Raw genomic sequence first — 24851 nt, 5'->3', positions numbered from 1 at the left:
CCGCCCCCAAATGTGCCACATGAACCTCCGGAACAACCCTTCCTCGATACGTCAGGCGCCGCGCCTGAACGGGCGCTCTCGTCCCGTCTGCTGCAAGGAGCGCGCGGACGTGGCCAACGCGATGTGGGAGAAGGCCTGCGGGAAGTTCCCCACCTGCCTCTTCAGGCCGACGTCGTACTGCTCTGCCAGCAGACCTACGTCGTTACGCAGCGTCAACAACCGCTCGAACAACGAGCGCGCGTCATCCAGCCGCCCGAGCAGCGACAGGCAGTCGACAAGCCAGAAGCTGCACAAGAGGAACGTCCCCTCCCCCGGCGGCAGCCCATCGGGCGTGTCCTCGCGATAGCGCAACACGAACCCGTTCGACGACAGGTCGCGCTCGATCGCCTCGATCGTCGCCCGCATACGGGGATCGGTGGCCTCGATGAACCCAACGAGCGGCAGCATTAACAGGCTCGCGTCCAGACGGTCGTCGCCGTAGCAGCGCACGAACGAACCGACCCGCTCGTTGAACCCCCGCTCGAGAACCTCAGCCCGGACCGTCGCCCGTGTCTCCTTCCATCTCTCCACCGGCCCGCGCCTGCCGAACTGCTCCACCGCTTGGATGCCGCGGTCGATGGCGACCCATGCCATGACCTTCGAGTGCACGAAATGTTCCGGACCCGACCTAACCTCCCAGATCCCCCAGTCGGGCTCCGTCCACCGCTCGCAGACGAAGTCGACCAGGCCCACCTGCAGGTCCCACAGCTCAGGGATCGGCTCGAGGCCGGCACGCCGAGCCGAATGGAAGGTGTCCATCACCTCTCCGTAGACGTCCAACTGGAACTGGTGGACAGCGGCGTTGCCGACGCGGACGGGGCGCGAGCCTTCATAGCCGGCCAGCCACTCGAGCTCGTGCTCCAGGAGCTTCCGCTCCCCCAGCACGCCGTACATGATCTGAAGGTCCTCAGGATCGCCCGCGACGGCACGCAACAACCACTGGCACCAGGCGGCGGCCTCTTCGGTGTAGCCGTGATCCAGCAGCACCTCGAGGGTGAAGGTCGAGTCGCGCAGCCAGCAGTAGCGATAGTCCCAGTTGCGAACTCCCCCGATCGCCTCCGGCAGCGAGGCGGTGGGGGCGGCGACGATCCCGCCCGACGGCGAGTACGTCAGGGCCTTCAGCGTCAGCAACGACCGCACGATCTCGTCGCGCCATCGCTCGTCGACGCGGCCGCGCCCGATCCACTCGCGCCAGAAGGACTCGGTATCGGCGATGAGCCGGCGGCAATCGCCGGGACCATCAGAGGTCTTCGGCGCGAGGTGCGAGGGGTGGTACGCGAGAAGGAAGCCCAGCTCCTCGCCGGCTGCGATGTCGAACGTCGCCTGCACCTGATGCCCTTCGAGCTCGACCTCCACCGGTGCCAGCAGATCCAACGCGTCCGGTCCACCTACAGCTTCGACCGCGTCGCCGTGCCTGCGGAGCCACGGGACGATGTCACCGAAGTAGAAACGAGGCGCGTACTGCATCTTCATCGTGACGCGGCCCTCGACCCCCGTCACGAGGCGGACCAAGAGGTCCTGCGGCGCCGCGACGGACTCTCCGGTCAAGGTCGCGCCCTCGACCGCGAGGCAGTCGGTGAGCGTGACGCTTCCCGAGGCGGTGTGGAAGGTGGTGTCGAGGATCATCGTCTCGCCGCGGTACCGACGCGTCGCCTCGACAACGTCCTCTTCGGGCGCGATCCGCCAGCGCCCGCCCGTGTCCTCGTCGAGCAAGGCCGCGAAGCAGGCCGGCGAATCGAAGCGCGGCAGGCACAGCCAATCGATCGACCCATCCCGGGACACCAAGGCGGCCGAATGCGTGTCGCCGATCAAGGCGTAGTCCTCCAGGGGAGGCATCGCGACTACGCCCTCAGATGTGATCGAATCGAACCCGCTCTCACGGGAGCGTTATACGTCGCTCGGCGGGGTAAGTGCTGCGGTGGCGAGATGCCGTAGATGATCCGTCGAAAGGACAGTGCTCGTGGCCGTTCGCGCTCCCTCCCGCCGTACCCGGACCCGCCCCCTTCAGCCGCCGCCCCCCGTGACTCCGCCGGAGGTCCCCGGTGTCACCCACCTGAACGAAGACCAAGCCGTCTTCCAGAGACGGGCCGTCCTGGTCATCACCGTCGCCCCTCTGGTGGGCTTCCTCGTGGCCATGGTGACGCTGTGGGGCACGGGGCTAAGCCTGGTGGATCTCTCGATCATGATCGTCACCTATTACTTCGCGGGCCTCGGCGTCACGATCGGATTCCACCGTCTTCTGACCCACGGCAGCTTCCAAACGAAGCCTTGGATGAAGGCTCTGCTCGCGATCGCGGGCTCGTTCGCGATCCAGGGCTCAGTCATCAGCTGGGTTGCCGCCCATCGACGCCACCACGCCTTCTCGGACAAAGAGGGCGATCCGCACTCGCCTCACCTCGACGAGGGCGAGGGGATGGCCGGCATCCTCAGAGGGCTGTGGCACGCACACATCGGGTGGCTCTTCACCCCCGAGCTCACCGACCTCGATCGCTGGGCGCCCGACATGGTCAAAGACCCCGTCATGAAGAAGGTCGACCGGCTCTTCCCACTATGGGTCGTGTTGTCTCTCGCGCTGCCGGCGGCGCTCGGGTTCGCCATCACCCAGACGCTGGAAGGAGCCGTCACCGCGTTCCTGTGGGGCGGGCTCGCCCGGGTGTTCCTGCTCCATCACGTGACCTGGAGCATCAACTCGATCTGCCACTTCTACGGCAAGCGACCCTTCGAGACGACGGACCACTCGACGAACAACTGGCCCCTCGCGATCCTGTCGTTCGGTGAGTCCTGGCACAACAACCATCACGCCTTCCCGAGCGCGGCCCGACACGGGATCCTGAAAGGGCAGATCGACACCAGCGCCGGGGTCATCTCGCTGCTCCAGAAGCTGAAGCTGGTCGAGAACGTGAAGGAGCCGTCTACCAAGCAGCTGGCTGCGAAGAAGGCGGAATAGAACCAGAACCCCAACGGTTAACAGCTATGTGCTAGCGTGGCACGCAAGGGAAGCGAACCTCGCTCTCCCGTGAGGTTTCAGAATCCGGTTCCTCCTCAGGTGTCGGTACCTAGAACCTCTTCCGATACCAACGGCCGTTCCCCACGGCCGCGAAGGAGTTGAACGCAAGTGATGTCATTTGCTGAATTAGGCGTATCCGAACGCGTCATCGAAACCCTCGGGCGACGAGGGATCGAGGCGCCGTTCCCTATCCAGGCCCTGGTCATGAAGGACGCCTTGGCGGGGCGCGACGTGCTGGCGAAGTCCCGCACGGGCTCCGGCAAGACGCTTGGGTTCGCGCTGCCGATCATCGAGACCATCGATCCGAGCGCCCCCGCGCCGGCCGCTCTCGTGCTGGTTCCCACTCGGGAGCTGGCGGAGCAGGTCAAGGACGAGTTCACCGACATCGCCAAGGCGAAGGGCCTCAGGGTCCGCGCCGTCTACGGCGGGGTGGGCATCCCGGAGCAGGCGAAGTTGGCCGCGCGCGCCCACATCGTCATCGCCACACCCGGCCGCCTGCAGGACCTCATCCAGCGCCGGTTGCTCTCGCTGAAGGACGTCAGGATCCTGGTCCTGGACGAGGCCGACCGGATGCTGGACATGGGCTTCCAGCCGCAGGTCGACCGGATCGTAGATCGCCTCTCCGACGACCGGCAGACGATGTTCTTCTCGGCGACCCTGGACGGCGAGGTCGGTCGTTTGGCCAAGGCCTACACGCGGGACCCTCAGATCCACGAGGTCGTCAGCAAGATCCAGACGGTCGACGAGGCCGAGCACCGGTTCGTGCCGGTAACGAGTGGAGACAAGGGCGGCGCGCTGGTGGAGCTCCTCCAGCACGAGGACTTCAGCAGCTCCCTGGTGTTCGTCCGCACCAAGCGCGGTGCCGACCGGCTGGCACAACGGTTGGTGAAGAGCGGCATCAAGGCGGTCGCGATGCACGGCGACCTGACTCAAGCGGCTCGCCAACGCGCCCTGAAAGGCTTCGACGAGGGCCGCTACACGACCCTGGTAGCCACCGACGTGGCGGCCCGAGGCCTCGACGTCGACGACATCGACCTCGTCGTCAACTACGACCCGCCCGAGGATCACAAGGCCTACCTGCACCGAGTGGGGCGCACCGCTCGCGCGGGGCGCAAGGGCACCGGCGTGACCCTGGTGATGCCCGACCAGCAGTACGAGATGAGCCGCATCGTCTCGCGACTCGACCTCGACACCGAGTTCAAGAAAGATGGGCTGCAGGTGCAACCTCCCCGCCTCGCGTATAGCTCGCACAAGGGGAGAAAATCGATGATGCGTCCCCGCCCCAAGCGCAAGTTCTGAGCTAAACGCACCTGCCACCCGCTTCAGGTAACGCCGGCTGCTGCCGATGGGGCCCCTAGGAGCAGGAATCCAGCGAAACTGGTCAAACCAGCCGTGACCTGGTAAAGATTTACTGACTCTGGACTGGGAGGGGCACGTGCACTGGACGGGAGGGACGGCAACTCTGCCGCGGACCACGGTGGATCCGCGCCATCAGATCGCCCTGGCTCTCGCCCTGGTGGCAGCGCTCGCGATCCCTGCAGTTACTCCGCTGGCGCTTCCGAAGCTCTTCCCCACCGCATCGGGAGCGGACAACACCTGCTACAAGTTCACCGCCGCAGAGCGCGGCTTCGCCTCGAAGATGAACCAGGAGCGCAAAGCCCGCGGCCTCGGCACGATGAAGCTAGACCCCGAGCTCGGGAAGGTGTCGGCGCGCCACACCAAGGAGATGACGAGCATCAACACCTTGGTGCACAGCACGACGACCCAGCTGACACGCCGCGTGACGAACTGGACCAGCCTCGGTGAGAACGTCGGCGTCGGGGCGACCGTAGACTCGCTTCACACGGCTTTCATGAACTCGCCCGCCCACAGGGACAACATCCTGCACGGACCCTTCAACAACGTGGGGGTGGGCGTGAAGAAGGACGGCGGCCGCATGTGGGTGACCGTCATCTTCGAGACGAGGGGCAACCCGGGCACGCGTCTCGCGATGCCCTCCTGCTAGGCGGTAGCCGCTCCGCGATCCAGCGCCGTTTTAGGCGCCGACCGCTCCCTCTCCCGCATCCGGATGCTCGCGCCGGTCTATCGCCCTGAACTCCGTCCGTAGCGCCTCGATCTCCTCGTCGCCGTCGTCGGGGAAGGTGACGGAGCGACGTGCGACGTCTCCCTCTGCCACGTGGAACCTGCGCTCGACCAGGAAGCTCTCGATCCTCTGACCGAGGCGCTCCACGAAGATGTTCGCCCCTTCCCGCGCCGTCTCCGGCAGCACCACGGCGAAACGGTGGCGCTCACCATCGAAGCCGTGAACCGCGCGGTCCACGGTGCGGACGGCCTCCTTGAGAAGCCGTCCCAGGTCCCTGTAGAGGGCCGATCGCTGCCGGCGCGACAACGCGTCCAGGCCCGCGTCCGGAAAGCTCACCTCGACCACCGAGAAGATCGTCTGGTACCGCTTCGAGCGCGACAGCTCCAGGTCTGTGTCCTGCACGAAGAAGCGGGCGTTGAAGAGCCCGGTCGCATCGTCGATCTGGTCGTAGAGCTCCAGCTTCGTGAGCGATGACGCGAGCTGCCGGTTGGCCCAGCCCCCGATCAAGCCGAAAGCGAGGTAGGCGAACGAGCGGGACAGGATCAGTCCGGAGAAGCGCTCGAACCCGACGGCCTCGATCGCTGGATAGCGGAGCGCGGCGTAAGCCGCCGCGGCCAGGATCGCCGCGATGATTCCGCCTCTCAGGTTCCAGAACACGAGGGCGATGAAGACCGGGATGAAGAGCAAGGTCCCGACGACCTCAACGGTCTCGACACGACGGATCAGCATGACCGCGGCGGTGAGCAGGAGCACCAGGAGACCCGCGCCCAACAGCAACTGGCGCGCCCGGTCGTAGCTCAGCCGGCTGAGGCCCGAGGTCATCACGGGCGGCATCTTATGTCGTGGACATAGCCGGGTCCTGGTTTAGGCCCTATCCTCTGAGGCATGCCATCCGCGTTGCGATCGCGCCTCGCGCTCTTCGCGCTGCTGGGCGCATTCCTGATCCCGATCGGCATGTCCTCGCTGCGGGGCCTCACGCACGTCCTCACCTGTAAGCAATCCGCAGAAACCCCCTTCACCTTGATCACACCCGAAGGGCTGGAGCCGCAACTGCTGAGCTCCACGCGGATCACGAAGGAAGACGACGCTCTCCTCTGTGCGGACGACGAGGGGGGCGGACTCTCGCTGAACATGGGTGCTCGGTCCGAAGGGCCGGGGAAGGTCTCGATGATCCTGCCGATCAGCAACCGCTCTAAGTTCCTGTGGCAGGGCACGGTGACGCTCGTGGTGGGCGGCACCTCGATACCCGTCGACATCGGTGAGATCCCCGCCGGCGAGACCCGCCAAGACATCGTCCCCTTGAACCTCGAGCCGGGCTCGCTCGAGGTGAGCGGCTCGCTGCTGATCGGCCCCTGAACCCTAGTCCTCAAGAACCACCTCGCGTAGTCCTCAAGAACCCCCTCGCGTAGCCCGAAATACTCGGAAGGAATGAACTTCCAGGAATAGGTTTGTGGGCGACGACGGAGGGTAGGTAGTCGCCCACGCAGAGGGAGCACGGCTTCCGCGGGGGAAAGGACGCTCATGGATCAGGGGCTGAAGGGGTCGCGGATCCTCGCCGTGGACGACTCCGACGCGAACCTCCTGGTGCTGTCATCGATCCTCGAAGACATCGGCTACGACAACGTCCTTACCCTCAGCGATGCGGCCAAGGCCGTGGCCACGTGTGAGGCGTTCGACCCGGACCTCCTCTTGCTCGACCTCCACATGCCCGGCGTCAGCGGCCTCGACGTCATGGCGGCCGTGCGGGAAGCGACCTCCGACACCTACCTGCCGATCCTGATGCTCACCGCCGACGCCTCGTCCGAGGCTAAGGTGCGAGCTCTTTCCACCGGCGCGAACGACTTCCTGACGAAGCCGTTCGATCGCACCGAGGTAGAGCTCAGGATCAAGAACCTGCTCCACACCCGCCATCTCCACCTCGCGCTTCGGAGCCAGAATGCGCTGCTCGAACAGCGTGTCGCGGAGCGGACCCACCAGCTGGAGGCGACGAAGTTCGAGATCCTCGATCGGCTCGCGATGGCGGCGGAGTTCCGCGACGACCAGACGGGTCAGCACACGAAGCGGGTGGGGCGCAGCGCAGCTCTGATCGGCGAGGCGCTGGCCCTGCCGCCCAAGCTGATCGAGGGGATCCGGCGCGCCGCCCCCCTTCACGACGTCGGCAAGATCGGAGTAGCAGACAGCATCCTGTTGAAGAACGGGCCGCTGACGCCTGCCGAGCGGGAGCTGATGAAGCAACACACCGCGATCGGCGCCAAGCTTCTCGCGAACAGCGATTCGATGACGCTCCAGCTTGCCGAGCGGATCGCGGCGACACACCACGAGCGGTGGGACGGGACCGGCTACGGCAGCAAGCTCGCAGGCGAACACATACCGATCTGTGGACGGATCGTGGCCGTCGCGGACGTGTTCGACGCCCTAACACATGACCGCCCCTACAAGAAGGCCTGGCCGCTCGATCAGGCCATCGACGAGATCCGGGAACAGCGGGGACGGCAGTTCGACCCGAAGGTCATCGACGCCTTCCTAGATGTGCAGCAAGACGTAGATCTCTCCTCCACTGGAGAGGTCGAGAAACATCTGATCGGCTAGCGGCGCCCTCCGCCGCCACTACGCCGCCGCAGATACCGCCCGGCCCTCCCGTTCCGCGGTTAAGTGATGCCCGCAGGGCAGTGAGTCCGCGAGATCAACGAGCGATCGGAGGTTCCCGATGGGTGGTGCTGTCGCGATGGGCGGGGTCATCCTCGTGATAGTCGGCATCACGATCTACCTAGCGGGAGCGCTGGTTCGCAGCATCCAGGAGGAGAAGCGAACCCGGATGCGCCTCTGGAAGAACTTCGGCCTCAGCCTCGGGTTCTGCGCGCTCTTCTTCCTCAGTTGGGTCGGGCAGGCCGCGGCCGAGTGGCAGGTGTTCACGGACGAGCAACGGGAGCACAACGAGAAGCCCGAGGTCGGAGACTTCCTGGCGCAGTTCTCCCAGTCGACCCTGGAGAACTGGCAGTCGGAGTTCCTTCAGCTGTTCTCGTTCACGATCATGTCGGCGATCTTGATCCACAAAGGCAGCGCGGAGTCTCGGGATTCGGACGATCGCATCGAGTCCGCCCTCAAGCGGATCGAGGACCAGCTAGCGACGGAGCCGACGCTCCCAAAGAAGGATCCCGTACGAGGCGGCAAGGATCTCCACGTCGTGCCGGACATCGAGCAGGCGTGGGCGCTGAAGGACGAGAGCTCCTACGAACCCGAGGGCTACTTCGATACCCAGGAGGAGGCCATAGCGGCCGGGCGCCACCTCGCGAGCGTGAAGAACGTGAACCTGATCATCCACTCCCCCGACGGAACCCTGCGCCCATCAGAAGCCTGACCCCACGATGATCTGCTCGGAACATCTTCTTTAGCGGGCAGCAGCGCCAGCTGCAGGGTGGTCTAGATGGCGGTCTCGAAGCTGGCGACACTGTTGACGCGACGTTCAGATCCGTCGCCTCATAGGTTGCAGCGAGGCTCACCTTCAGACTGACTCCGTCCGCGCTCGGGGCCTCCCGGCCGGGCACCGACGACCCTCGCGTCCTAGGCAGGCCAGCTCCGCAGGCGTGGTTTCAGCCGGCGAACGATCGGACCCCCCAACAGGAAAAGAAGGACCAACAACGCGAGGAGCGGCAGCGCAACTCCCGCGACGAGAATCGCGCCCGAGGCGATCCCGAGCGTGATCGCCCGGGCGGTGCCAAGTGCCCGTTCGACGACCGGTTCCTTCGGCAGTGGAGGTGGCGGGGTGGCCGTAAGTGCGACGTCGACCTCAGAGAAGGCCAACTCAGAGCCCAGGTGGGAAGCCTGTCGACCAGCTGTGCGGAGTTCGGTGCGTGAGGCCTGCAGCCGCTGTCGCAGCTTGAAGCTCAGTGCCTCGTCGTTCGTGGCTTGGAGTCGGGAGATCAGGGTCCCGGTTCGGTCGCGAGCGCGTCGAACGGCGTCGCGCGCCTGGAGCAGCTCTGGATTCATGTCTTCACCGGACAGCTCCTGGCGTGTGACCTCGCCGATACCACCGAGCTTCGCGACCACGTGCTCGAAAGCCGTAGACGGCACCTTGACGAGCACCCGGGCCGATCCGTGGCCCACTTCGGTGTCGAACACGGACGAAACCAGGAAGCCCGCGACCTCGGGGCCTGTAGCGAGATCGACCACCTCCTGCGTAGCGGAGTCGAGATCGCTCCGGGGGACCCTCATGGCCGCGAACGCTGACTTGGCGACCGCGTCGGCTGCGGCGGCCTCTTCGGGAGCTCCTATCGGCCGGTCCAGGGAGACACCCGGGCCGCCGTCCTCGCTTCCATCGCCTCCGCAGGCCGTACCGAGAAGCAGCACCGCGAGCAGGGCCGTGCCGAATGTCCGCCGAGCCATAGCGTCCCCCTCTCCCGAGGGCGACCCTGCTCCGTCGAAGGATCATCCCTACTACTAATGTAGTACTACGGCACATAGTAGGCCGTAGGCGTCGAGATGTCCAGAGCCAATCGACGCTGCATCGAGGAAACCGACGACCTACCTGCGGAACAGATGGTGGGCGGTACTGGGATCGAACCAGTGACCTCTGCCGTGTGAAGGCAGCGCTCTCCCGCTGAGCCAACCGCCCCGGGGCACCGAGTCTACCGGCGAGGCCACTCCACGACGCGGGCTGCTACGACATGTGACGCTGTAGACCATGGCTGACCTGGACACCGCCGGGCCCGACCGAACCCGCTCCCCTTCTGCCAAGGCCGGGGGTTCAACGAGGAACATCCTGCTCGTCGCACTGACGGGCATGGTCGGGGGCCTAGCAGGACTGGGGTTGGTGCCTTCGATCGCCCACGAGCTCGGCCCTGCCAACGTCGCACTGCACGCAGCGGTCGGGACGAGCCAGACCAATGTGCAAGTCCCCCCGCTGGGCACTGTGTCGGCGCTGACGCACCCCTCTCCATTGAGCGTCGAGCTGTCATTCCGAACGGTCGATTTCGAAGAGCTGGGCCCCCTGGCGACCACTCCGGCCGGCCGGGACGAGCTGCGCGCGCAGATGAACCAGGACCTCGAAGGAGTGATCCGGCAAAGCGTGGTTCGGCTCTTGGCTGGGGGCGTGGTCATCGGCGCGGTGGTGGCGGTCCTCGTGTGGGGCCGCACCTGGCGGTCCCTGGCCGCGGGTGGGGCCGGAGCCTTCGTCGCGGTGGCGGCCCTCCTCGGGGTCACCGGGATGAGTTACGACATCGGGGCCTTCGAAGAGCCCCGCTATTCCGGAACCCTGGCGCGGGCGCCTGTGGTGATCGAGACGATCAGAGAGCAGGCGGGGGTACTAGACCAGCTCGGCTCGCGCTATGACACAGCTACCGAGCGGCTCTCCGACCTGCTGGTGCTCGTCGCAAAGCCCGATGTCGATCCGCGTACCGATACGACCGCGATCCTGCACGTCGGCGATATCCACGCGAACCCGCTCGGCGTCGAGATCGTCGAAGACCTCGCGGAGGCGTTCGACGTGGAGGCCGTCATCGACAGCGGAGACCTGGGTTCGAACACCCTGGACACCGGGTCTCTTTCGTCTCTAACGGGCCCTATCGATCGCAGGCTCGCCGATGTCATCGATCGGATCGATGCTCCGTACCTGTACGTGCGGGGTAACCACGATGCTCCGCTGCTGCTACGCATCTTGACCACCGTAGACAACGTGCGCGTTCTGCAGAACGAGACAACGGAGCTGGGTGACCTGCTGGTCCTCGGGTGGGCAGACCCAACCTTCACGACCGACAGCAGCGTCACCCCAGAAGAGAAAGACGAGCAACGCTTGGCCGAGGCCTCCGATGTGGCCGCGTCCGTGGAGCTATCTCGGCCCGATGTTCTCGTTGTGCACGACGAGAGACTGGCGAGCGGGTCGTACGGCTTGGTACCGCTGATCCTCGCGGGCCACACTCACAGCCGAGCCCTGGAATACGTCGAAGGAACCCTGGTGCTTACGGTGGGAAGCAGCGGTGCTACGGGGCTTAAGTCCCTAACCCTCGAGACAGACAAAGACTACGAAGCCCAGGTCATCTACTTCCGCGAAGACGAAGCGGTCGCGGTCGACTACATCACGTTCCGAGGGATCTCGAACGACTTCGAGGTCGAACGCACGACGCTCGAACCGACACAGCCCAGTCTCGACTAGCCCGCTTTCCGAGTCCGAGTGACGCGCGCCATGCTCTTGCGCGCCGCGGCAACTTTCTTCTTCGCCGGCGCCACGAGCAGGGGCTTCAGGTATTGGCCCGTGTATGACCGAGGCTCGGCCGCGACTTGCTCGGGGGTCCCGGTGGCGACGATCTCTCCCCCGCTGGCGCCACCCTCGGGCCCTAGGTCGATGATGTAGTCCGCGGTCTTGATGACGTCGAGGTTGTGCTCGATCACCAGCACGGTGTTGCCGGCTTCGACCAGTCGATGCAAGACGCCCAGGAGCTTGTGCACGTCGTCGAAGTGCAGCCCGGTCGTGGGCTCGTCGAGGATGTAGAGGGTCTTGCCCGTAGCCCGCTTCGAGAGCTCCGTCGAGAGCTTCACGCGCTGCGCCTCGCCGCCACTCAGGGTCGGCGCCGGCTGCCCCAGCTTGATGTAGCCGAGGCCGACGTCGCGCAACGTGTCCATGTGGCGGGCGATCGGTGGGATCGCGGAGAAGAACTCGCACGCCTCCGCCACGCTCATCTCGAGCACCTCGGAGATGTTCTTGCCCTTGAAGCGCACTTCCAGCGTCTCGCGGTTGTAACGCCTGCCCTTGCACACCTCACACGGGACGTAGACGTCGGGGAGGAAGTGCATCTCGATCTTGATCGTCCCCTCGCCGGCGCAAGCCTCGCAACGTCCGCCGCGGACGTTGAACGAGAAGCGGCCGGGCTGATAGCCGCGCCGCTTCGCGTCGGGCGTCTTCGCGAACAGCTTGCGGATGTGGTCGAAGACCCCGGTATACGTCGCCGCGTTCGAGCGCGGGGTCCGCCCGATCGGCGACTGGTCGATGTCGATCACCTTGTCGACGTTCTCGAGGCCCTGGATCGTCCGGTGCTTCCCCGCGACGAGCCGTGCGTTGCGGTTCAGCATCTGGTGCACAGAGCGGTAGACCACATCGTTCACCAGCGTCGACTTCCCCGACCCCGACACGCCCGTGACCGCCACGAAACAGCCGAGCGGGATGGTGACGTCGATGTCCTTGAGGTTGTGCTGGCGGGCACCCAAGACCACAAGCTCCTGTCCGTTGCCCCGCCGCCGCGTCTCGGGGACCGCGATGCTGCGCCGGCCCGCTAGGTAGTCGCCGGTCAGAGACCCCTTGTGCCGGAGGAGCCCTGACAACGGACCTGCGTAGACCACGTCGCCACCGTGCTCGCCGGCACCTGGGCCGATATCCACGATGTGGTCGGAGGCGCGGATCGTGTCCTCGTCGTGCTCGACCACGATCAACGTGTTGCCGAGATCGCGCAGCCTGACGAGGGTGTCGATCAGCCTGCGGTTGTCCCGTTGATGCAGCCCGATGGAGGGCTCGTCGAGGATGTACAGAACACCGACGAGACCCGAGCCGATCTGGGTCGCGAGCCTGATCCGCTGCGCCTCTCCCCCGGCCAGCGTCGCCGAGCCGCGCGCAAGCGTCAGGTAATCGAGGCCAACGTCCAGAAGGAAGCCGAGGCGCGCGTGGATCTCCTTCAACACCCGCTCGGCGATCACCGTCTCGCGGTCGTCGAACTCGAGCTTCCGCAGGAACTCGTCGATCTCGCCGATGCAGGAGTTGGTGAGCTCGTGGATGTTGCGGCCGCCGACCGTCACGCTCAGCGATTCCGGCTTCAGGCGCGCGCCGCCGCAGCGCGGGCACGGCACCTCGCGGAAGTACTGCTCGTAGCGCTCGCGCGCGTACTCCGAATCCGTCTCCTCCCGTCTCCGCTCGAGCCACGAGATCACTCCCTCGAAGTTCGTCCAGTAGGAGCGGATGCGGTTGAACCTGTTGCGGTACCGGACGTGGACCTGCTGGTCCTCGCTTCCATAGAGGATGATGTCCCGCGCCTTCTTCGGGAGCTTCCTGAAGGGGACATCGGTCTTGAACTTGAAGGTCTTGCCCGCGCTGTCCAGCAGCCGGTCGAAGTACTCGAGGCTGCGTCCCGACCACGGTGCGATCGCGCCCTCGTCGATCGACAGGTCCGGGTTCGGGATCACGAGCTCCGGGTCGACCTCGAGGTGCGTTCCCAACCCGTCGCAGTGGTCGCAGGCGCCGTACGGCGAGTTGAACGAGAAGTTCCTGGGGGCGAGCTCGTCGAAGCTGATGCCGCAGAAGTTGCAGGCGAAGTGCTGGCTGAACAGGATGTCTTCGGCGGCATCATCGACGAGCTCGATCGCCGCGGTCCCCTCCGCCAGCTTCAGGGCCGTCTCGATCGAGTCGGTGAGGCGGCTGCCGATGCCCTCTCTGATGACGAGACGGTCGACGACGACGTCGATGTCGTGCTGGAAGTACCGGTCGAGCCGGATCTTCTCGGACAACTCCTTGACCTCGCCGTCGATCCGGGCGCGCACGAACCCGCGGCGGGAGAGGTCCTCGAACATCGAGGTGAACTCGCCCTTGCGGCCGCGCACCATCGGCGCCAGCACCTGGAAGCGGGTGCCGTCAGGGAGCCCGAGCACCTGGTCGACGATCTGCTCCGGCGTCTGACGGGCGATGGCACGACCGCAGTTGTGGCAGTGGGGGCGCCCGATCCGGGCGTAGAGCAAACGGAGGTAGTCGTAGATCTCTGTGATGGTGCCGACCGTGGAACGCGGGTTCCTCGACGCCGATTTCTGATCGATCGAGATCGCCGGCGACAGTCCCTCGATGAAGTCGACGTCGGGCTTGTCCATCTGCCCCAAGAACTGCCGGGCGTACGCGGACAGGGATTCGACGTAACGGCGCTGTCCCTCAGCGTAGATCGTGTCGAACGCGAGAGAGGACTTTCCGGAGCCCGAGATCCCGGTGAAGACGACGAGCGCGTCGCGGGGGAGTTCGAGGCTCACGTCTTTGAGGTTGTGCTCGCGGGCTCCCCTGATGACCAGCTGATCCGAGGCCCGCCCGCCGTCGGCGCCCATCGGTCGAGCCTAAAGGACGCGCTTGTAACTTCGGGAGAGGACGGCCTATCTGAAGCGGTGACGCAGCGCGAGAACGCTCCGGACGTACGCCTTCTGGTAGCCCGCGAGCTTCCGCCGGAGGTTGCCAGGTCCGGAGTAGTAGGCGGCGAGCGCCCTTCTCCTCGTGCGCGTGGTCTGCAGCATGTGTCGCAGGTAGACGACCCCCAGGTGGACGTTGTCGTCGGCCCGCCGGAAGTTGAGGCCCGGGTGGCCGAGAGACCGCTTGACGTATCGCGCGGTCCCCGGCATGACCTGCATCACACCGACGGCTCCGGCGCTGGAGCGGACGTCTTGCTGCCAGCCACTCTCCTGCCACGCGACCGCCTTCACCAGGGCGGGATCGACGCCGTGAGCGACAGCCTGGTTGTGCAGCGACGCCGCTATAGAGCCTGCTGGCACCGATACCGACCCGGACACTTTCGCACCGCCACCAGACGAACCCCCGGCGGGGATCCGAAGCCGTTGCCCCACGACGATGAGGTTGGGGTTCTTGATGTCGTTCGCCCGAGCCAGGCGCGCGGCAGAGGTGCCGTAGCGGGCGGCGATCTCCGACAGCGTCTCACCAGAGCGGACCGTGTGCCTCCTCGCTGCACCTCCCCCACCTCCGCCGCGTCCGGGCACGCGCAGGCGCTGCCCCGCCACGATCAGGTCCGCATCCGACAGATCGTTCATCCGCGCAAGACGGGCCACTGAGGTCCCGTGCCGTGCCGCGATCTCCGAAAGCGTGTCGCCTCTACGGACGGTGTAGGTGCCCGCCATGGCGGGAGTCGCAACCGACATGGACGCGGCCGCGGCCAGCACCACGGGGCCGGTCTTCTTCGGCTGGGGCCGCAGGTGGCGGCCTCGGTAGCGCCGTAGCCTCACGTTTCCTCCTTAGCTACAAAAGGTCACAAAAGCTAACAGCTTCAACAAACCTGTCAACCCGCCGGCCGGCGCCTCAGGCACGCTAGGCCACGTCTTGATCGGGGCAGCTTCCGGGCTCGGACCGGCGAGTAAGCCGTCGATGCCCCCGCACGCCGCTGCACTACTCTCGGCGGATGCCGGAGCTGGCGTCTTATCGAGACGAGTTCCCCGTGCTCGCCGAGCGCACCTATCTCATATCCGCCTCGCTCGGCCCCCTCTCACGCCGGAGTCGCTCGCTCGCGGAGGAGCACCTCGACCTGTGGCAGCGCTACGGGCCGGAGGAGCTGTGGTTCGACCACGGCCTCCCCAAGCTCCAGCAGTGCCGGTCGCTGTTCTCGCGCCTGATCGGCGCGGACGAGGACGAGGTGGCGATCATCCCCTCTGTGTCCGCGGGCCTGTCGGCGATCGCGACCTGTCTCGACCTGCAGGCGCGGCCGAAGATCGTCCTGTCCGAGATGGACTTCCCGACGAACCACTACGTGTGGCTCGCTCAGGAGAGGGCGGGGGCGAAGCTGGACGTCGTCGGGTCGCCCGATGGCATCCGGATCGAGAGCGAAGACGTCGTCGCGCGGATCGACGAGCAGACGGCGCTCGTGAACACGAACCGAGTCCTGTTCCAGTCCTCGTGGATCATGGACATGCAGCCGATCGTCGAAACCGCGCACGAACGTGGCGCACTCGTGTTGATCGACGACTTCCACGGAAGCGGCATCGTGCCCATCGACGTGCACGAGATGGGCATAGACCTGCTGGTGACCGGCGCGCTCAAGTGGCTGTGCGGCGGCCAGGGCATCGCCTTCCTCTACTGCCGCAAGGGCCTCATCGACCAACTGCACCCCAGAGTCGTCGGCTGGTTCGGCACCAAGGACCCCTTCGACTTCGACCGCTCGGAGCTCCGTCTCAGGGACGACGCCGGTCGCTTCGAGACGGGGACCTACGCACTGCCGCAGGCGTTCACCGCCGCCGGCGGGCTCGAGATCATCCTGGAGGTCGGCGTGCCCGTGATCAGGGCGCGCAATCAGGAGCTCTCACGGCACGTGCTCGCTGCCGCCGACGACGCGGGACTGGACGTGCTGTCGCCGCGAGACGACACCCGCCGCGGCGGCCTCGTCCGCATCCGGATACCCGGCGGTCGGACCGAAGCGGAACGCGTGCTGCACGAGTTGTTCCGGCGCGACGTCGTGCTGGACAGCCGCAACGACACCCTGCGGATCTCGGCGCACTTCTTCAACGACGAAAGCGATATCGACCGCTGCTTCGCGGAGCTGAAAGCGGTGCTGGGTCGCTGACCCTTCTCCCCGACGCCAGACGAAGGATGACCTAGGCCGCAGTCCCGCCCGTCCACCCGGGGCCGCGGAACCGATAGAGGCCGGTTCCCGCCCGCAGCGCGATCCAGAGGGACATCCCGACGACGAGACTCCATACGCCGGCGTCGGCTCGGTGGAGCGCGAGCATCGAGGCCACGAAGACAGCCGAGGATCCCACCATCGCGAGCGCGAGGAAGCCGGTGTCGGAGGCCCCGATCAATATGCCGTCAAGGGTGAAAGCCACCGCGCCCAGCGGCTGCAGGAGGGCGAGCCAGATAAGGAGCTGCGTCGCGAGAGGGGCGACGTCCGGGGCTTCGGTGAACACGCCGCCGAGTGGCGAGGCGGCGATGAACAGCAACAGGCCCAGAGCGCTTCCGACGTAGAGGCCGAGGCCGATCAGCCTCTGGCCGACGGCGCGGGCGCGTGATTCGTCTCCGGCGCCGAGCTGCGTCGCAACCAGAGCCTGCGCCGCGATCGCGACCGCGTCCAGCGTCAGCGACAGCAGCAGGAACAACTGCATGGCGACCTGCCAAGCAGCAATCGTCGTCGTTCCGATCCGGGCGGCGACGGACGTCGCGATCGTGAGTCCGGCGAGCAGCGACCCGCTCCGCAGCGCCAGCTCCCCGCCGACCCTCAGGAGCGACCGCATCACGACCGGCTCCGGCCGCCACCGAAGAGAAACCATCGTGCGCCTCAAGATGACGAGGAACGCGGCCGCGGCCCCCGCCTGACACAGGACCACAGCCCAGGCCGCCCCCTCGATCCCCCAACCGAGGACAAAGATGAAGACGTAGCCCACGATCACGTTCGCGGCGGCTCCGGCGACAACGACGACGGTGGGCGTTCTGGTGTCGTGGGCTCCGCGCAGGTAGCCCTGGCCGACCTGTGCGATGAGCACAGGGATAGCTGCCAGCGCTCTGATGCGCAGGTACGGCTCCGCATACCTGACGACGTCGTCCGACGCGCCGAAAGCCCTCACGACAGGTCCCGCCAGGAAGAACCCGATCGCGCTGACCGCGCCGCCGAGAAGCAGGGCCAGGAGCAACGCCTGTATCCCGACCCGGGTCGCGTCCTCCGCCGACCCCGCCCCGAGCGCGCGCGCGACGCGGGGCGTGACGCCGTAGGCAAGGAACGAGAAGATCCAGAAGGACGCTGTGAACGCGGCCACCCCGATCGACAGACCACCCAGCTGTGCGACCCCCAGATGTCCGACGAAAGCGGTGTCCACGAGCGAGTAGAGCGGGTCCGCGGCAAGCGCCCCCAGTGCGGGCACGGCAAGAGCCGCGATGACACGGTCCTCGGGATGTCGCCCCGGCAGGACGCGGCTCGACGCCGCGGAGACGCTCACAGCGGGTTCAGCGGTCATCGCGACGCGAGCACTACCCGCCGGTGTAGCTCGTTTGGCACGGAACGATCAGCCGACCTCGCGGAGCTCTCGGCGGAGGTCGGCGATCTCGTCTCTGATGCGCGCGGCGTACTCGAACCGCAGGTCTTCCGCGGCCGTGTGCATCTCTTCTTCGAGCTGGAGGATCAATCGTTTCAGCTCGTCAGGTCCACCGCCGACGGGATCCTTCCGGCGGCTCTTTGACTTCGTCGGCACTGTGTCGCGCTTGCGACCGAAGCCTTCGATGAGGATGTCGCTGACGGCCTTGCGGATCGACTGCGGGTCGATCCCGTGTTCTTCGTTGTAGGCCATCTGGATCATGCGACGACGCTGCGTTTCGTTGATGGCCCGCTGCATCGAGTCGGTCACCTCGTCCGCGTACATGATGACCTGGCCCTCCACGTTGCGCGCGGCCCGTCCGATCGTCTGGATCAACGAGGTCTGCGAGCGCAGGTACCCCTCCTTATCGGCATCGAGGATCGCGACCAGCGAGACCTCCGGAAGGTCGAGACCCTCGCGCAGGAGGTTGATCCCGACGAGGACGTCGAACTCCCCGAGGCGCAGGTCGCGGAGGATCTCGATCCGCTGCACAGTGTCGATGTCCGCGTGCAGGTAGCGGACCCGGATCCCAGACTCGACGAGGTAATCCGTCAGGTCCTCCGCCATCTTCTTGGTGAGCGTCGTGACGAGCACCCGCGCATCCGCCTCCGTCCTCTTGCGGATCTCCTCCATCAGGTCGTCGATCTGTCCCTTCGTCGGGCGGATCACTACCTCCGGATCGATCAGGCCCGTGGGCCGTACCAGCTGCTCGACCGGCTGACCCGCGTGACGTAGCTCGAATGGGCCCGGCGTGGCACTCATGAATACGACCTGATTCACGGCCTCCAGCCACTCGTCGAAGCGCAGCGGCCGGTTGTCCATCGCGCTCGGGAGCCGGAACCCGTGCTCTACCAACGTCCCCTTGCGGCTCATGTCGCCGTGGTACATGCCGTTCAGCTGAGGGATCGTCACGTGCGACTCGTCCAGCACGCACAGGAAGTCCTTCGGGAAGTAGTCGATGAGGGTGTTGGGCTTGCTACCGGGCTCCCGTCCCTCGATGTGGCGGGAGTAGTTCTCGATCCCGGAACAGAAACCGACCTCCCGCATCATCTCGAGGTCGTACTGCGTGCGCATCCGGAGCCGCTGCGCCTCGAGCAGCTTTCGCTCGTTCTCCAACACCTTCAGTCGATCGGCCAGCTCTCGCTCGATCGCGCCGATGGCCCGCTCCATCCGATCGCGCGACGCCACGTAGTGCGAGGCGGGATAGACCGTGACGTGATCCAGCTCTCGGACGATCTCGCCGGTCAACGGGTCGAACAGGATGATGCGATCGACCTCGTCGCCGAACAGCTCGACCCGGACCGCCACCTCTTCATATGCAGGAAAGATCTCGATCGTGTCGCCCCGGACCCGGAACTTGCCGCGGATGAAGTTGATGTCGTTGCGCTCGTACTGGATGTCGACGAGCTTCTGTGTGATGAAGTCGCGATCCGCCGTGTCCCCGCGGGCGACGCTCACCACCTGGTTCAGATACTCCTCGGGCGAGCCCAGGCCGAAGATGCACGACACGCTCGCGACTATGAGGACGTCGTCCCGCTGCAGCAGCGCGCTCGTAGCCGAGTGCCTCAATCGCTCGATCTCGTCGTTGATCGAGGAGTCCTTCTCGATATAGGTGTCGGACGACGGCACGTACGCCTCGGGCTGGTAGTAGTCGTAGTAGGAGACGAAGTACTCGACGGCGTTGTGTGGGAAGAACCGCTTGAACTCGTTGCACAGCTGCGCCGCCAGTGACTTGTTCGGCGCGATCACCAGCGTCGGCTTCTGGATCTGCTCGACCGCCCACGCGATCGTGGCCGTCTTACCCGTCCCGGTCGCCCCCAGGAGTGCCGTATAGCGCTCGCCCGCGCGGACGCGGTCGACTATCTGATCGATAGCGGCGGGCTGATCGCCGGAGGGCGAGAAATCCGACTCCACCTTGAACGGAGGCATAAAGCCAGTTTAGTTAGGGGGTGAGACGGTTTCTGCGAGGCGCCTGACGGGTTAGGCGCCGGCGGCGGCGTCTTCGGCGACCCGCAGTGTGAAGTAGAAGGTCGCCCCTTTGCCGACCTGCGATTTGACCCAGATGCGGCCGCCCATCGCGTGGATGATCGCCCTGGTGATGAAGAGCCCGAGCCCCGTCCCCTTCTTGGTCCATCCCGGCTTCGGCAGCATCGCGAACTTCGCGAACACCCGCTCGGCGTCTTCAGGCGCGATGCCGATGCCCTCATCCCTTACCGACACGCGCACGAAACGCTGCCCCTGCTCCTCGACCTCTTCAGCGTCGATCGTGATGTAGGTGCCCGCGGGCGAATACCTGGTGGCGTTCGTCAGGAGGTTGATGATCACCTGACGGATCCGGTCCTTATCCGCCATCACCTTCGGCAGATCCTTCGGCAGCTCCGCCGTGACGAGATGATCGACCCGCAGCGATGTGTGCACCACTAACAAACTGTCGATGATCTCCTGCAGCTCGGTGGGTTCGAGCTCGTAGCGGAGGGTTCCGGCCTCCATCCGCGTGACGTCCAACAGGTCGTTGACCAAGCGCGACAGACGAGCCACCTCTTTGTTGATGATCTCCAAAACCTGCTCGCGCTTCGCGTCCTCCAGCCGGTCCCACTGCTCCCGCAAGGTGTGGCTGAAGCCGAGCACCGTCGTCATCGGACCCTTCAGCTCGTGTGCGAGCATCGAGACGAACTCCGACTTCGTCCGATCCGCATCCCGGAGCCTGCGAACGAGGGCCTGCTCGCGGGTGCGAGACAGGTGACTCTCCAAGATCGCGCCGATCTGGCGTCCCAACAAGGACGCGTAGTTCGTCTCGACCTCATCGAATTGACCGTCGCGGGCATTGATCAGCTTCAATACGCCTACGGGTCGCGGCCCGCTTGCGAGCGGCACGACCAACAGCGACTGGATGTCCAGCAGTTGCTGGGCGGTCTTGCTGACCCAGGCATCGCTGGGCGCGTCGTTCGAGCTCATCGGCGTGTTGGTTCGGAACACCGTGCTTCCCATGGAAGGCTCCGCGACTGGAAGCCTCAGCGCCCGAAGCTGTTCCGGTTGGATCCCGATCGCGGGACGTTGCGCGACCAGCTCGTCTGACTCCTCGTCGTACAAGAGGAGGGCGATCTTGTCGCAGTCGATGAGCTCGGCCGTGATGCGGATGCTCTCGTCGATCACCTGCTCGAGCGGGACGCCGGAGGTCAGCAACCTCGACAGGCGCTGCAGGCCCTCCAGCTCGCCCACCTGTCGCTGGAGGCTCCGGAGGAGGTGCGCGTTCTCGAGCGTGACCGCGATGCGGTCGCCGAGGATCGACAAGACGCGGAGGTCGTCCGGCCTGAAGGACCCGCGCAGTGAGTTCACCCCCGCGAGAACCCCCAGAACCTGGTCTCCGAGAAGGAGCGGCGTGGCCACCACCTGGTAGGCCCCCGCCCTCGTCCTGAGCTGGGCGTCGCCTTCTTCTTCGTCCGTGAGCTGGTTCGTGAGCTCGGCCGACCGTCCGTGGAGGACCCGGCTGATCAACCCAGGCGTCGACGCGGGGAACGGATCCCCCTGCAGGCCCTTCTCCTGGTGCAGACGCAGCTGGGCGGTATCCGAGTCATAGGTGAACAGCAGCACCCGCTCGGCCGCTATCACCTCCCGAACGATGTGAACGATCCGGTCGATCAAGTCGGACCGGTCGCCGCGTGACGCGCTGAGTGCAGCGATCTCGTAGAGCGCCGCGAGCTCGTCGTAATGCCTCTCGCCCTTCGCGAGCGTCGGGTTCAGTGAGTCCGGCATGGCTAAAGCTTCGGGATGAGCGCGGGCAATTCCTCTAAAGATCCGATCGACGGCCACTGCGAGCCCGCGTATCGGCCGACGCGATCGAGTAGCACCGGATTCATCCCTGCTTCGCGTGACGGCAACACATCCATCGCGACCGAATCTCCCACGTGCACCGACAACGCGGGGTCGACCCCCGCGCGCTCTATGGCGAGCCGGTAGATCTGGGGGTCCGGCTTCTCCACGCCCTCGAGCCCCGAGATGACGCTGACCTCGAAGGTCTCGCCCAGCTCCTGTTCGACCAGGATCTTCTGCAACCAGCCCTCGAAGTTCGAGATCAAGCCGATCCTGTAGCCCTCGTCCTGCAGCCGTTCCAGACTCGGGAGGACGTCGTCGAAGACCTTGTACGAGGTGCTGTCAGAAAAGGTGTCGTAAAGGTCATCTGCTAGATCCTGCTGGTGGATACCGAGCTCTTGCAGGAACCGCCGGTACAGGAACGTCCAGAACGTGCGGGACGCGGCAGGGTCTAGAGAGGGTTGCGTTACTCCGGTGTCCTCCGCGAGGTCGATCAGATGAGGCGCGAGACGCTCTTGTACCTCCGCCACCAGTGCGGCATCTATGTCGACCCCACGGCGGCGACAGACGATCGCGAACAACTCGGGGAACGACGGGTGTGGATGGATCAAGGTCTCGCCCGCATCGAAGAAGACCATCTGGATACGGCTCATGCCGCACGCGCGCAGAGATCGTCCCAGACCCGGTCCGCCTCCCGCGCCAGCTGCTCCAACGTCGCGTCGTTCATCACGATGATGTCCGCGTGCTCCAACAACTTCTGACGTGGCACCTGTGCCGCCATGCGCGCCTCGACGTCGACGGCCCGCATGCCTCTCGAGGTCACGAGGCGCCGCACCCGCTGGTTATCCGGCGCATCCACCACGATCAGGACGTTCAAGCCCTCGTGCAGCCCGAGCTCGACGATCAGCGCCGCGTCGATGACCACTATCGAGTCGGTTCGAGAAAGCCGCTCGAGCTCGTCCGCGATCCCGCGCACGATCACGGGGTGCGTGATCGCGTTCAGCGCCGCTAGCTTCTGCGGGTCGTTGAAGACGATGGCGGCCAGCCGCTTCCTGTCGATCTGCATCGTTCCCGCGGCGAGCACCTCGTCGCCGAAGCTGTCGACGACCGAGTGCCACGCCGGTTTCCCCGGCTGCAAAGCCTCGCGCCCCAGGTGGTCCGCGTCGATGATCTGCGCTCCTCTCTCCGCTAAGAGCGCGGCAAACGTGGACTTACCGGAACCTATTCCTCCGGTCAGACCGGCGGTGAACACGCGCGGTGGTTAGTCCTGCCCGCGCTCGCGCTTCAGGTCCTGGACGATCGCCTCGAGCGACTCTTCTCTTCCGGTGTCCTCGGGGTCGAGCGACTCCCCTTCGACCCGTGACCCCTGCGGAGCATGCGCGGTGACGTCCACCGGCGTCGGGGTCAGCTCGTCCTGCCCTTCGGTCGATGTAGCCGCGAGCTCGTCTGCGATCGCGTCGATGTTCTCGCCGGGCGCGGCGCCCGGGTCCGGGATCTCGCGGTTGAGAGCGCGGTCGAGCGGACGGATCTTCGTATCGGGGATACCCACGTCGGCGCGTGCCGCCGGATTGTGGTCCGGGGACATCTGTGCGATCAGCTCGGCCTGTTCCTTCTCCTCGTCGGGCGCGATCTGCGCGGCAGCCACGGGATCGTCGGCAACCTCCGGCGCGAGCGCCTCGTCGGTCATCTCCGGCATCATCTGCGCGGCGGAGATCAGCTCCTCTTCCGGCTGCGGGCGCTGGATCGTGCTCTCGGTCGTCATCCCTGCGGCCTCGGTCGCCGCTCGCACCTCGACCTCCATCTCGACCTCGGAGGGCTCGAGCTCCATCTCCGAGGCGTCGGCCGGCGCGGCGGCGGCTGTGTCGCCATCACCGGCTGTACCGGTCGCCGCATCCGTGCCCGGGAGGCCGTACTCCTCGCCAGTCCCCTTCATCGCTTGTTTGCGCGACAGGCTGATGCGACGCCGGTCGAGATCGATGTCGATGATCTTGACCTCCACCTTGTCGTGGACGCCGACCTCGTCTTCGGCCCGCTCCACGTGATGGTCCGCGAGCTCGGAGATGTGGACGAGGCCTTCGATCGCATCGTCTACCTCGACGAAAGCTCCGAACGGGACCAGCTTGGTAACCCGCCCGTCGATCACGTCGCCGACGGCGTGGCCGCGGGCGAACTGACGCCATGGGTCTTCCTGCGTGGCCTTCAGCGACAGAGAGACGCGCTCGCGGTCGAGGTCGACGTCGAGGACCTCGACGGTGACCTCCTGGCCGACCTCGACGACCTCGCTCGGGTGGTCGATGTGCTTCCAGGACAGCTCGGAGACGTGCACGAGGCCGTCGACGCCACCGAGGTCGACGAAGGCACCGAAGTTGACGATGCTCGAGACCACACCGCTGCGGACCTGGCCCTTCTGCAGCGTCGCCAGGAAGGTGCTGCGCACCTCGGACTGGGTCTGCTCCAGCCACTGGCGGCGGGACAGGACGACGTTGTTGCGGTTCTTGTCCAGCTCGATGATCTTGGCCTCGAGCTCCTTGCCGACGTACGGCTGGAGGTCGCGCACGCGGCGCATCTCGACCAGCGATGCCGGCAGGAAGCCGCGCAGGCCGATGTCGAGGATGAGACCGCCCTTGACGACCTCGATCACCGTGCCGGTGACGATGCCGTCCTCCTCCTTGATCGTCTCGATCGTGCCCCAGGCGCGCTCGTACTGCGCGCGCTTCTTGGACAGGATCAGACGCCCCTCCTTGTCCTCCTTCTGCAGGACCAGGGCCTCGACGGAGTCGCCGACGGAGACGACCTCGTTGGGGTCGACGTCGTGCTTGATGCTCAGCTCGCGCGAGGGGATGACGCCCTCGGTCTTGTAGCCGATGTCGAGCAGGACCTCGTCGCGGTCGACCTTGACGATCGTGCCCTCGACGATGTCGCCGTCGTTGAAGTACTTGATCGTCTCGTCGATGGCGGCGAGGAAGTCGTCCATGCTCCCGATGTCGTTGACGGCGACCTGGGGGGTGGACGGGGTCTCGAGGGTGCTGGTCAAGGAGTCGGCTCCGGCGTGGATGGGGTCGTGACCCGCCCCTGCTGGGCGGATCGGCGGCACGCAGCGGGCGGATCGTCGAAGCC

At 65.9% G+C, this 24851-nt stretch carries 18 protein-coding genes, 1 tRNA gene and 1 pseudogene; 8 read left to right on the top strand and 12 right to left on the bottom strand.

Features of this window, described 5'->3' with window-relative positions; genetic code table 11:
* Positions 1-51 precede the first annotated feature (51 nt).
* Positions 52-1875: a glycoside hydrolase family 15 protein gene (locus tag M3N53_10415; GenBank protein MDP9068738.1), complete on the bottom strand. Its 1824-nt coding sequence runs from the start codon at positions 1873-1875 to the stop codon at positions 52-54.
* A gap of 184 nt (positions 1876-2059) precedes the next feature.
* On the opposite strand from M3N53_10415, the gene M3N53_10410 reads away from it, so the two are divergent.
* The 3 genes from M3N53_10410 to M3N53_10400 all read left to right on the top strand — a co-directional run bounded on the left by M3N53_10410 (position 2060) and on the right by M3N53_10400 (position 5051).
* A complete protein-coding gene (locus tag M3N53_10410) occupies positions 2060-2986 on the top strand; it encodes an acyl-CoA desaturase (protein ID MDP9068737.1) in 927 nt (308 codons plus the stop codon).
* A 171-nt stretch (positions 2987-3157) separates the two neighbouring features.
* Positions 3158-4345: a DEAD/DEAH box helicase gene (locus M3N53_10405; protein ID MDP9068736.1), complete on the top strand. Its 1188-nt coding sequence runs from the start codon at positions 3158-3160 to the stop codon at positions 4343-4345.
* A gap of 136 nt (positions 4346-4481) precedes the next feature.
* Positions 4482-5051 (top strand): CAP domain-containing protein, encoded by a 570-nt coding sequence (locus M3N53_10400; GenBank protein ID MDP9068735.1) that lies wholly within the window; start codon positions 4482-4484, stop codon positions 5049-5051.
* Positions 5052-5081: 30 nt separating this feature from the next.
* Here M3N53_10400 and M3N53_10395 read toward each other — a convergent pair whose 3' ends face one another.
* Positions 5082-5954, bottom strand: coding sequence for a hypothetical protein (locus M3N53_10395; protein ID MDP9068734.1), 873 nt, complete (start codon positions 5952-5954; stop codon positions 5082-5084).
* Positions 5955-6014: 60 nt separating this feature from the next.
* On the opposite strand from M3N53_10395, the gene M3N53_10390 reads away from it, so the two are divergent.
* The 3 genes from M3N53_10390 to M3N53_10380 all read left to right on the top strand — a co-directional run bounded on the left by M3N53_10390 (position 6015) and on the right by M3N53_10380 (position 8487).
* On the top strand, positions 6015-6485 hold the full coding sequence (locus tag M3N53_10390; protein ID MDP9068733.1) for a hypothetical protein: 471 nt from the start codon (positions 6015-6017) through the stop codon (positions 6483-6485).
* A 165-nt stretch (positions 6486-6650) separates the two neighbouring features.
* The gene (locus M3N53_10385) at positions 6651-7718 is read left to right on the top strand and encodes a response regulator (protein ID MDP9068732.1); all 1068 of its coding nucleotides are present in this window, start codon (positions 6651-6653) and stop codon (positions 7716-7718) included.
* A 118-nt stretch (positions 7719-7836) separates the two neighbouring features.
* Complete coding sequence (locus M3N53_10380) at positions 7837-8487, top strand: DUF2188 domain-containing protein (protein ID MDP9068731.1); 651 nt, start codon at positions 7837-7839, stop codon at positions 8485-8487.
* Between the two features lie 203 nt (positions 8488-8690).
* Here the strand turns inward: M3N53_10380 and M3N53_10375 are convergent, their stop codons facing one another.
* Entirely contained in the window at positions 8691-9512 is an 822-nt protein-coding gene (locus tag M3N53_10375) for a DUF4349 domain-containing protein (protein MDP9068730.1), read from the bottom strand.
* Positions 9513-9666: 154 nt separating this feature from the next.
* A tRNA-Val gene (locus M3N53_10370) sits at positions 9667-9741 on the bottom strand.
* A gap of 69 nt (positions 9742-9810) precedes the next feature.
* Here M3N53_10370 and M3N53_10365 point away from each other — a divergent pair.
* Complete coding sequence (locus M3N53_10365) at positions 9811-11277, top strand: metallophosphoesterase (protein ID MDP9068729.1); 1467 nt, start codon at positions 9811-9813, stop codon at positions 11275-11277.
* Here the strand turns inward: M3N53_10365 and uvrA are convergent.
* Together uvrA and M3N53_10355 are read right to left on the bottom strand one after the other, a co-directional pair.
* Entirely contained in the window at positions 11274-14192 is a 2919-nt protein-coding gene (gene uvrA / locus M3N53_10360; protein MDP9068728.1) for an excinuclease ABC subunit UvrA, read from the bottom strand. The two genes, M3N53_10365 and uvrA, sit on opposite strands and share 4 nt — an antisense overlap.
* A 45-nt stretch (positions 14193-14237) precedes the next feature.
* Complete coding sequence (locus tag M3N53_10355) at positions 14238-15095, bottom strand: LysM peptidoglycan-binding domain-containing protein (GenBank protein ID MDP9068727.1); 858 nt, start codon at positions 15093-15095, stop codon at positions 14238-14240.
* A gap of 173 nt (positions 15096-15268) precedes the next feature.
* Between M3N53_10355 and M3N53_10350 the strand changes: the two genes are divergently transcribed.
* Positions 15269-16423: an aminotransferase class V-fold PLP-dependent enzyme gene (locus M3N53_10350; protein MDP9068726.1), complete on the top strand. Its 1155-nt coding sequence runs from the start codon at positions 15269-15271 to the stop codon at positions 16421-16423.
* A 31-nt stretch (positions 16424-16454) separates the two neighbouring features.
* Here the strand turns inward: M3N53_10350 and M3N53_10345 are convergent, their stop codons facing one another.
* The 6 genes and pseudogenes from M3N53_10345 to rpsA all read right to left on the bottom strand — a co-directional run bounded on the left by M3N53_10345 (position 16455) and on the right by rpsA (position 24768).
* Positions 16455-17807 (bottom strand): MATE family efflux transporter, encoded by a 1353-nt coding sequence (locus M3N53_10345; GenBank protein ID MDP9068725.1) that lies wholly within the window; start codon positions 17805-17807, stop codon positions 16455-16457.
* Between the two features lie 48 nt (positions 17808-17855).
* Positions 17856-19853, bottom strand: a complete 1998-nt coding sequence (gene uvrB, locus M3N53_10340; protein ID MDP9068724.1) for an excinuclease ABC subunit UvrB — start codon at positions 19851-19853, stop codon at positions 17856-17858.
* A 51-nt stretch (positions 19854-19904) separates the two neighbouring features.
* Positions 19905-21677, bottom strand: a complete 1773-nt coding sequence (locus tag M3N53_10335; protein ID MDP9068723.1) for an ATP-binding protein — start codon at positions 21675-21677, stop codon at positions 19905-19907.
* Positions 21678-21679: 2 nt separating this feature from the next.
* A complete protein-coding gene (locus M3N53_10330) occupies positions 21680-22387 on the bottom strand; it encodes an HAD-IA family hydrolase (protein MDP9068722.1) in 708 nt (235 codons plus the stop codon).
* On the bottom strand, positions 22384-22986 hold the full coding sequence (gene coaE / locus M3N53_10325) for a dephospho-CoA kinase (GenBank protein ID MDP9068721.1): 603 nt from the start codon (positions 22984-22986) through the stop codon (positions 22384-22386). Before coaE ends, M3N53_10330 begins: the two co-directional genes overlap by 4 nt.
* Before the next feature lie 681 nt (positions 22987-23667).
* A pseudogene (rpsA, locus tag M3N53_10320) lies at positions 23668-24768 on the bottom strand (30S ribosomal protein S1).
* Positions 24769-24851 lie beyond the last annotated feature (83 nt).

It is taken from the genome of Actinomycetota bacterium (genome assembly GCA_030776625.1).
In the GTDB taxonomy this organism is placed as follows: Bacteria; Actinomycetota; CADDZG01; order CADDZG01; family WHSQ01; genus MB1-2.
This window is presented reverse-complemented; position numbering and strand designations above follow the sequence as displayed.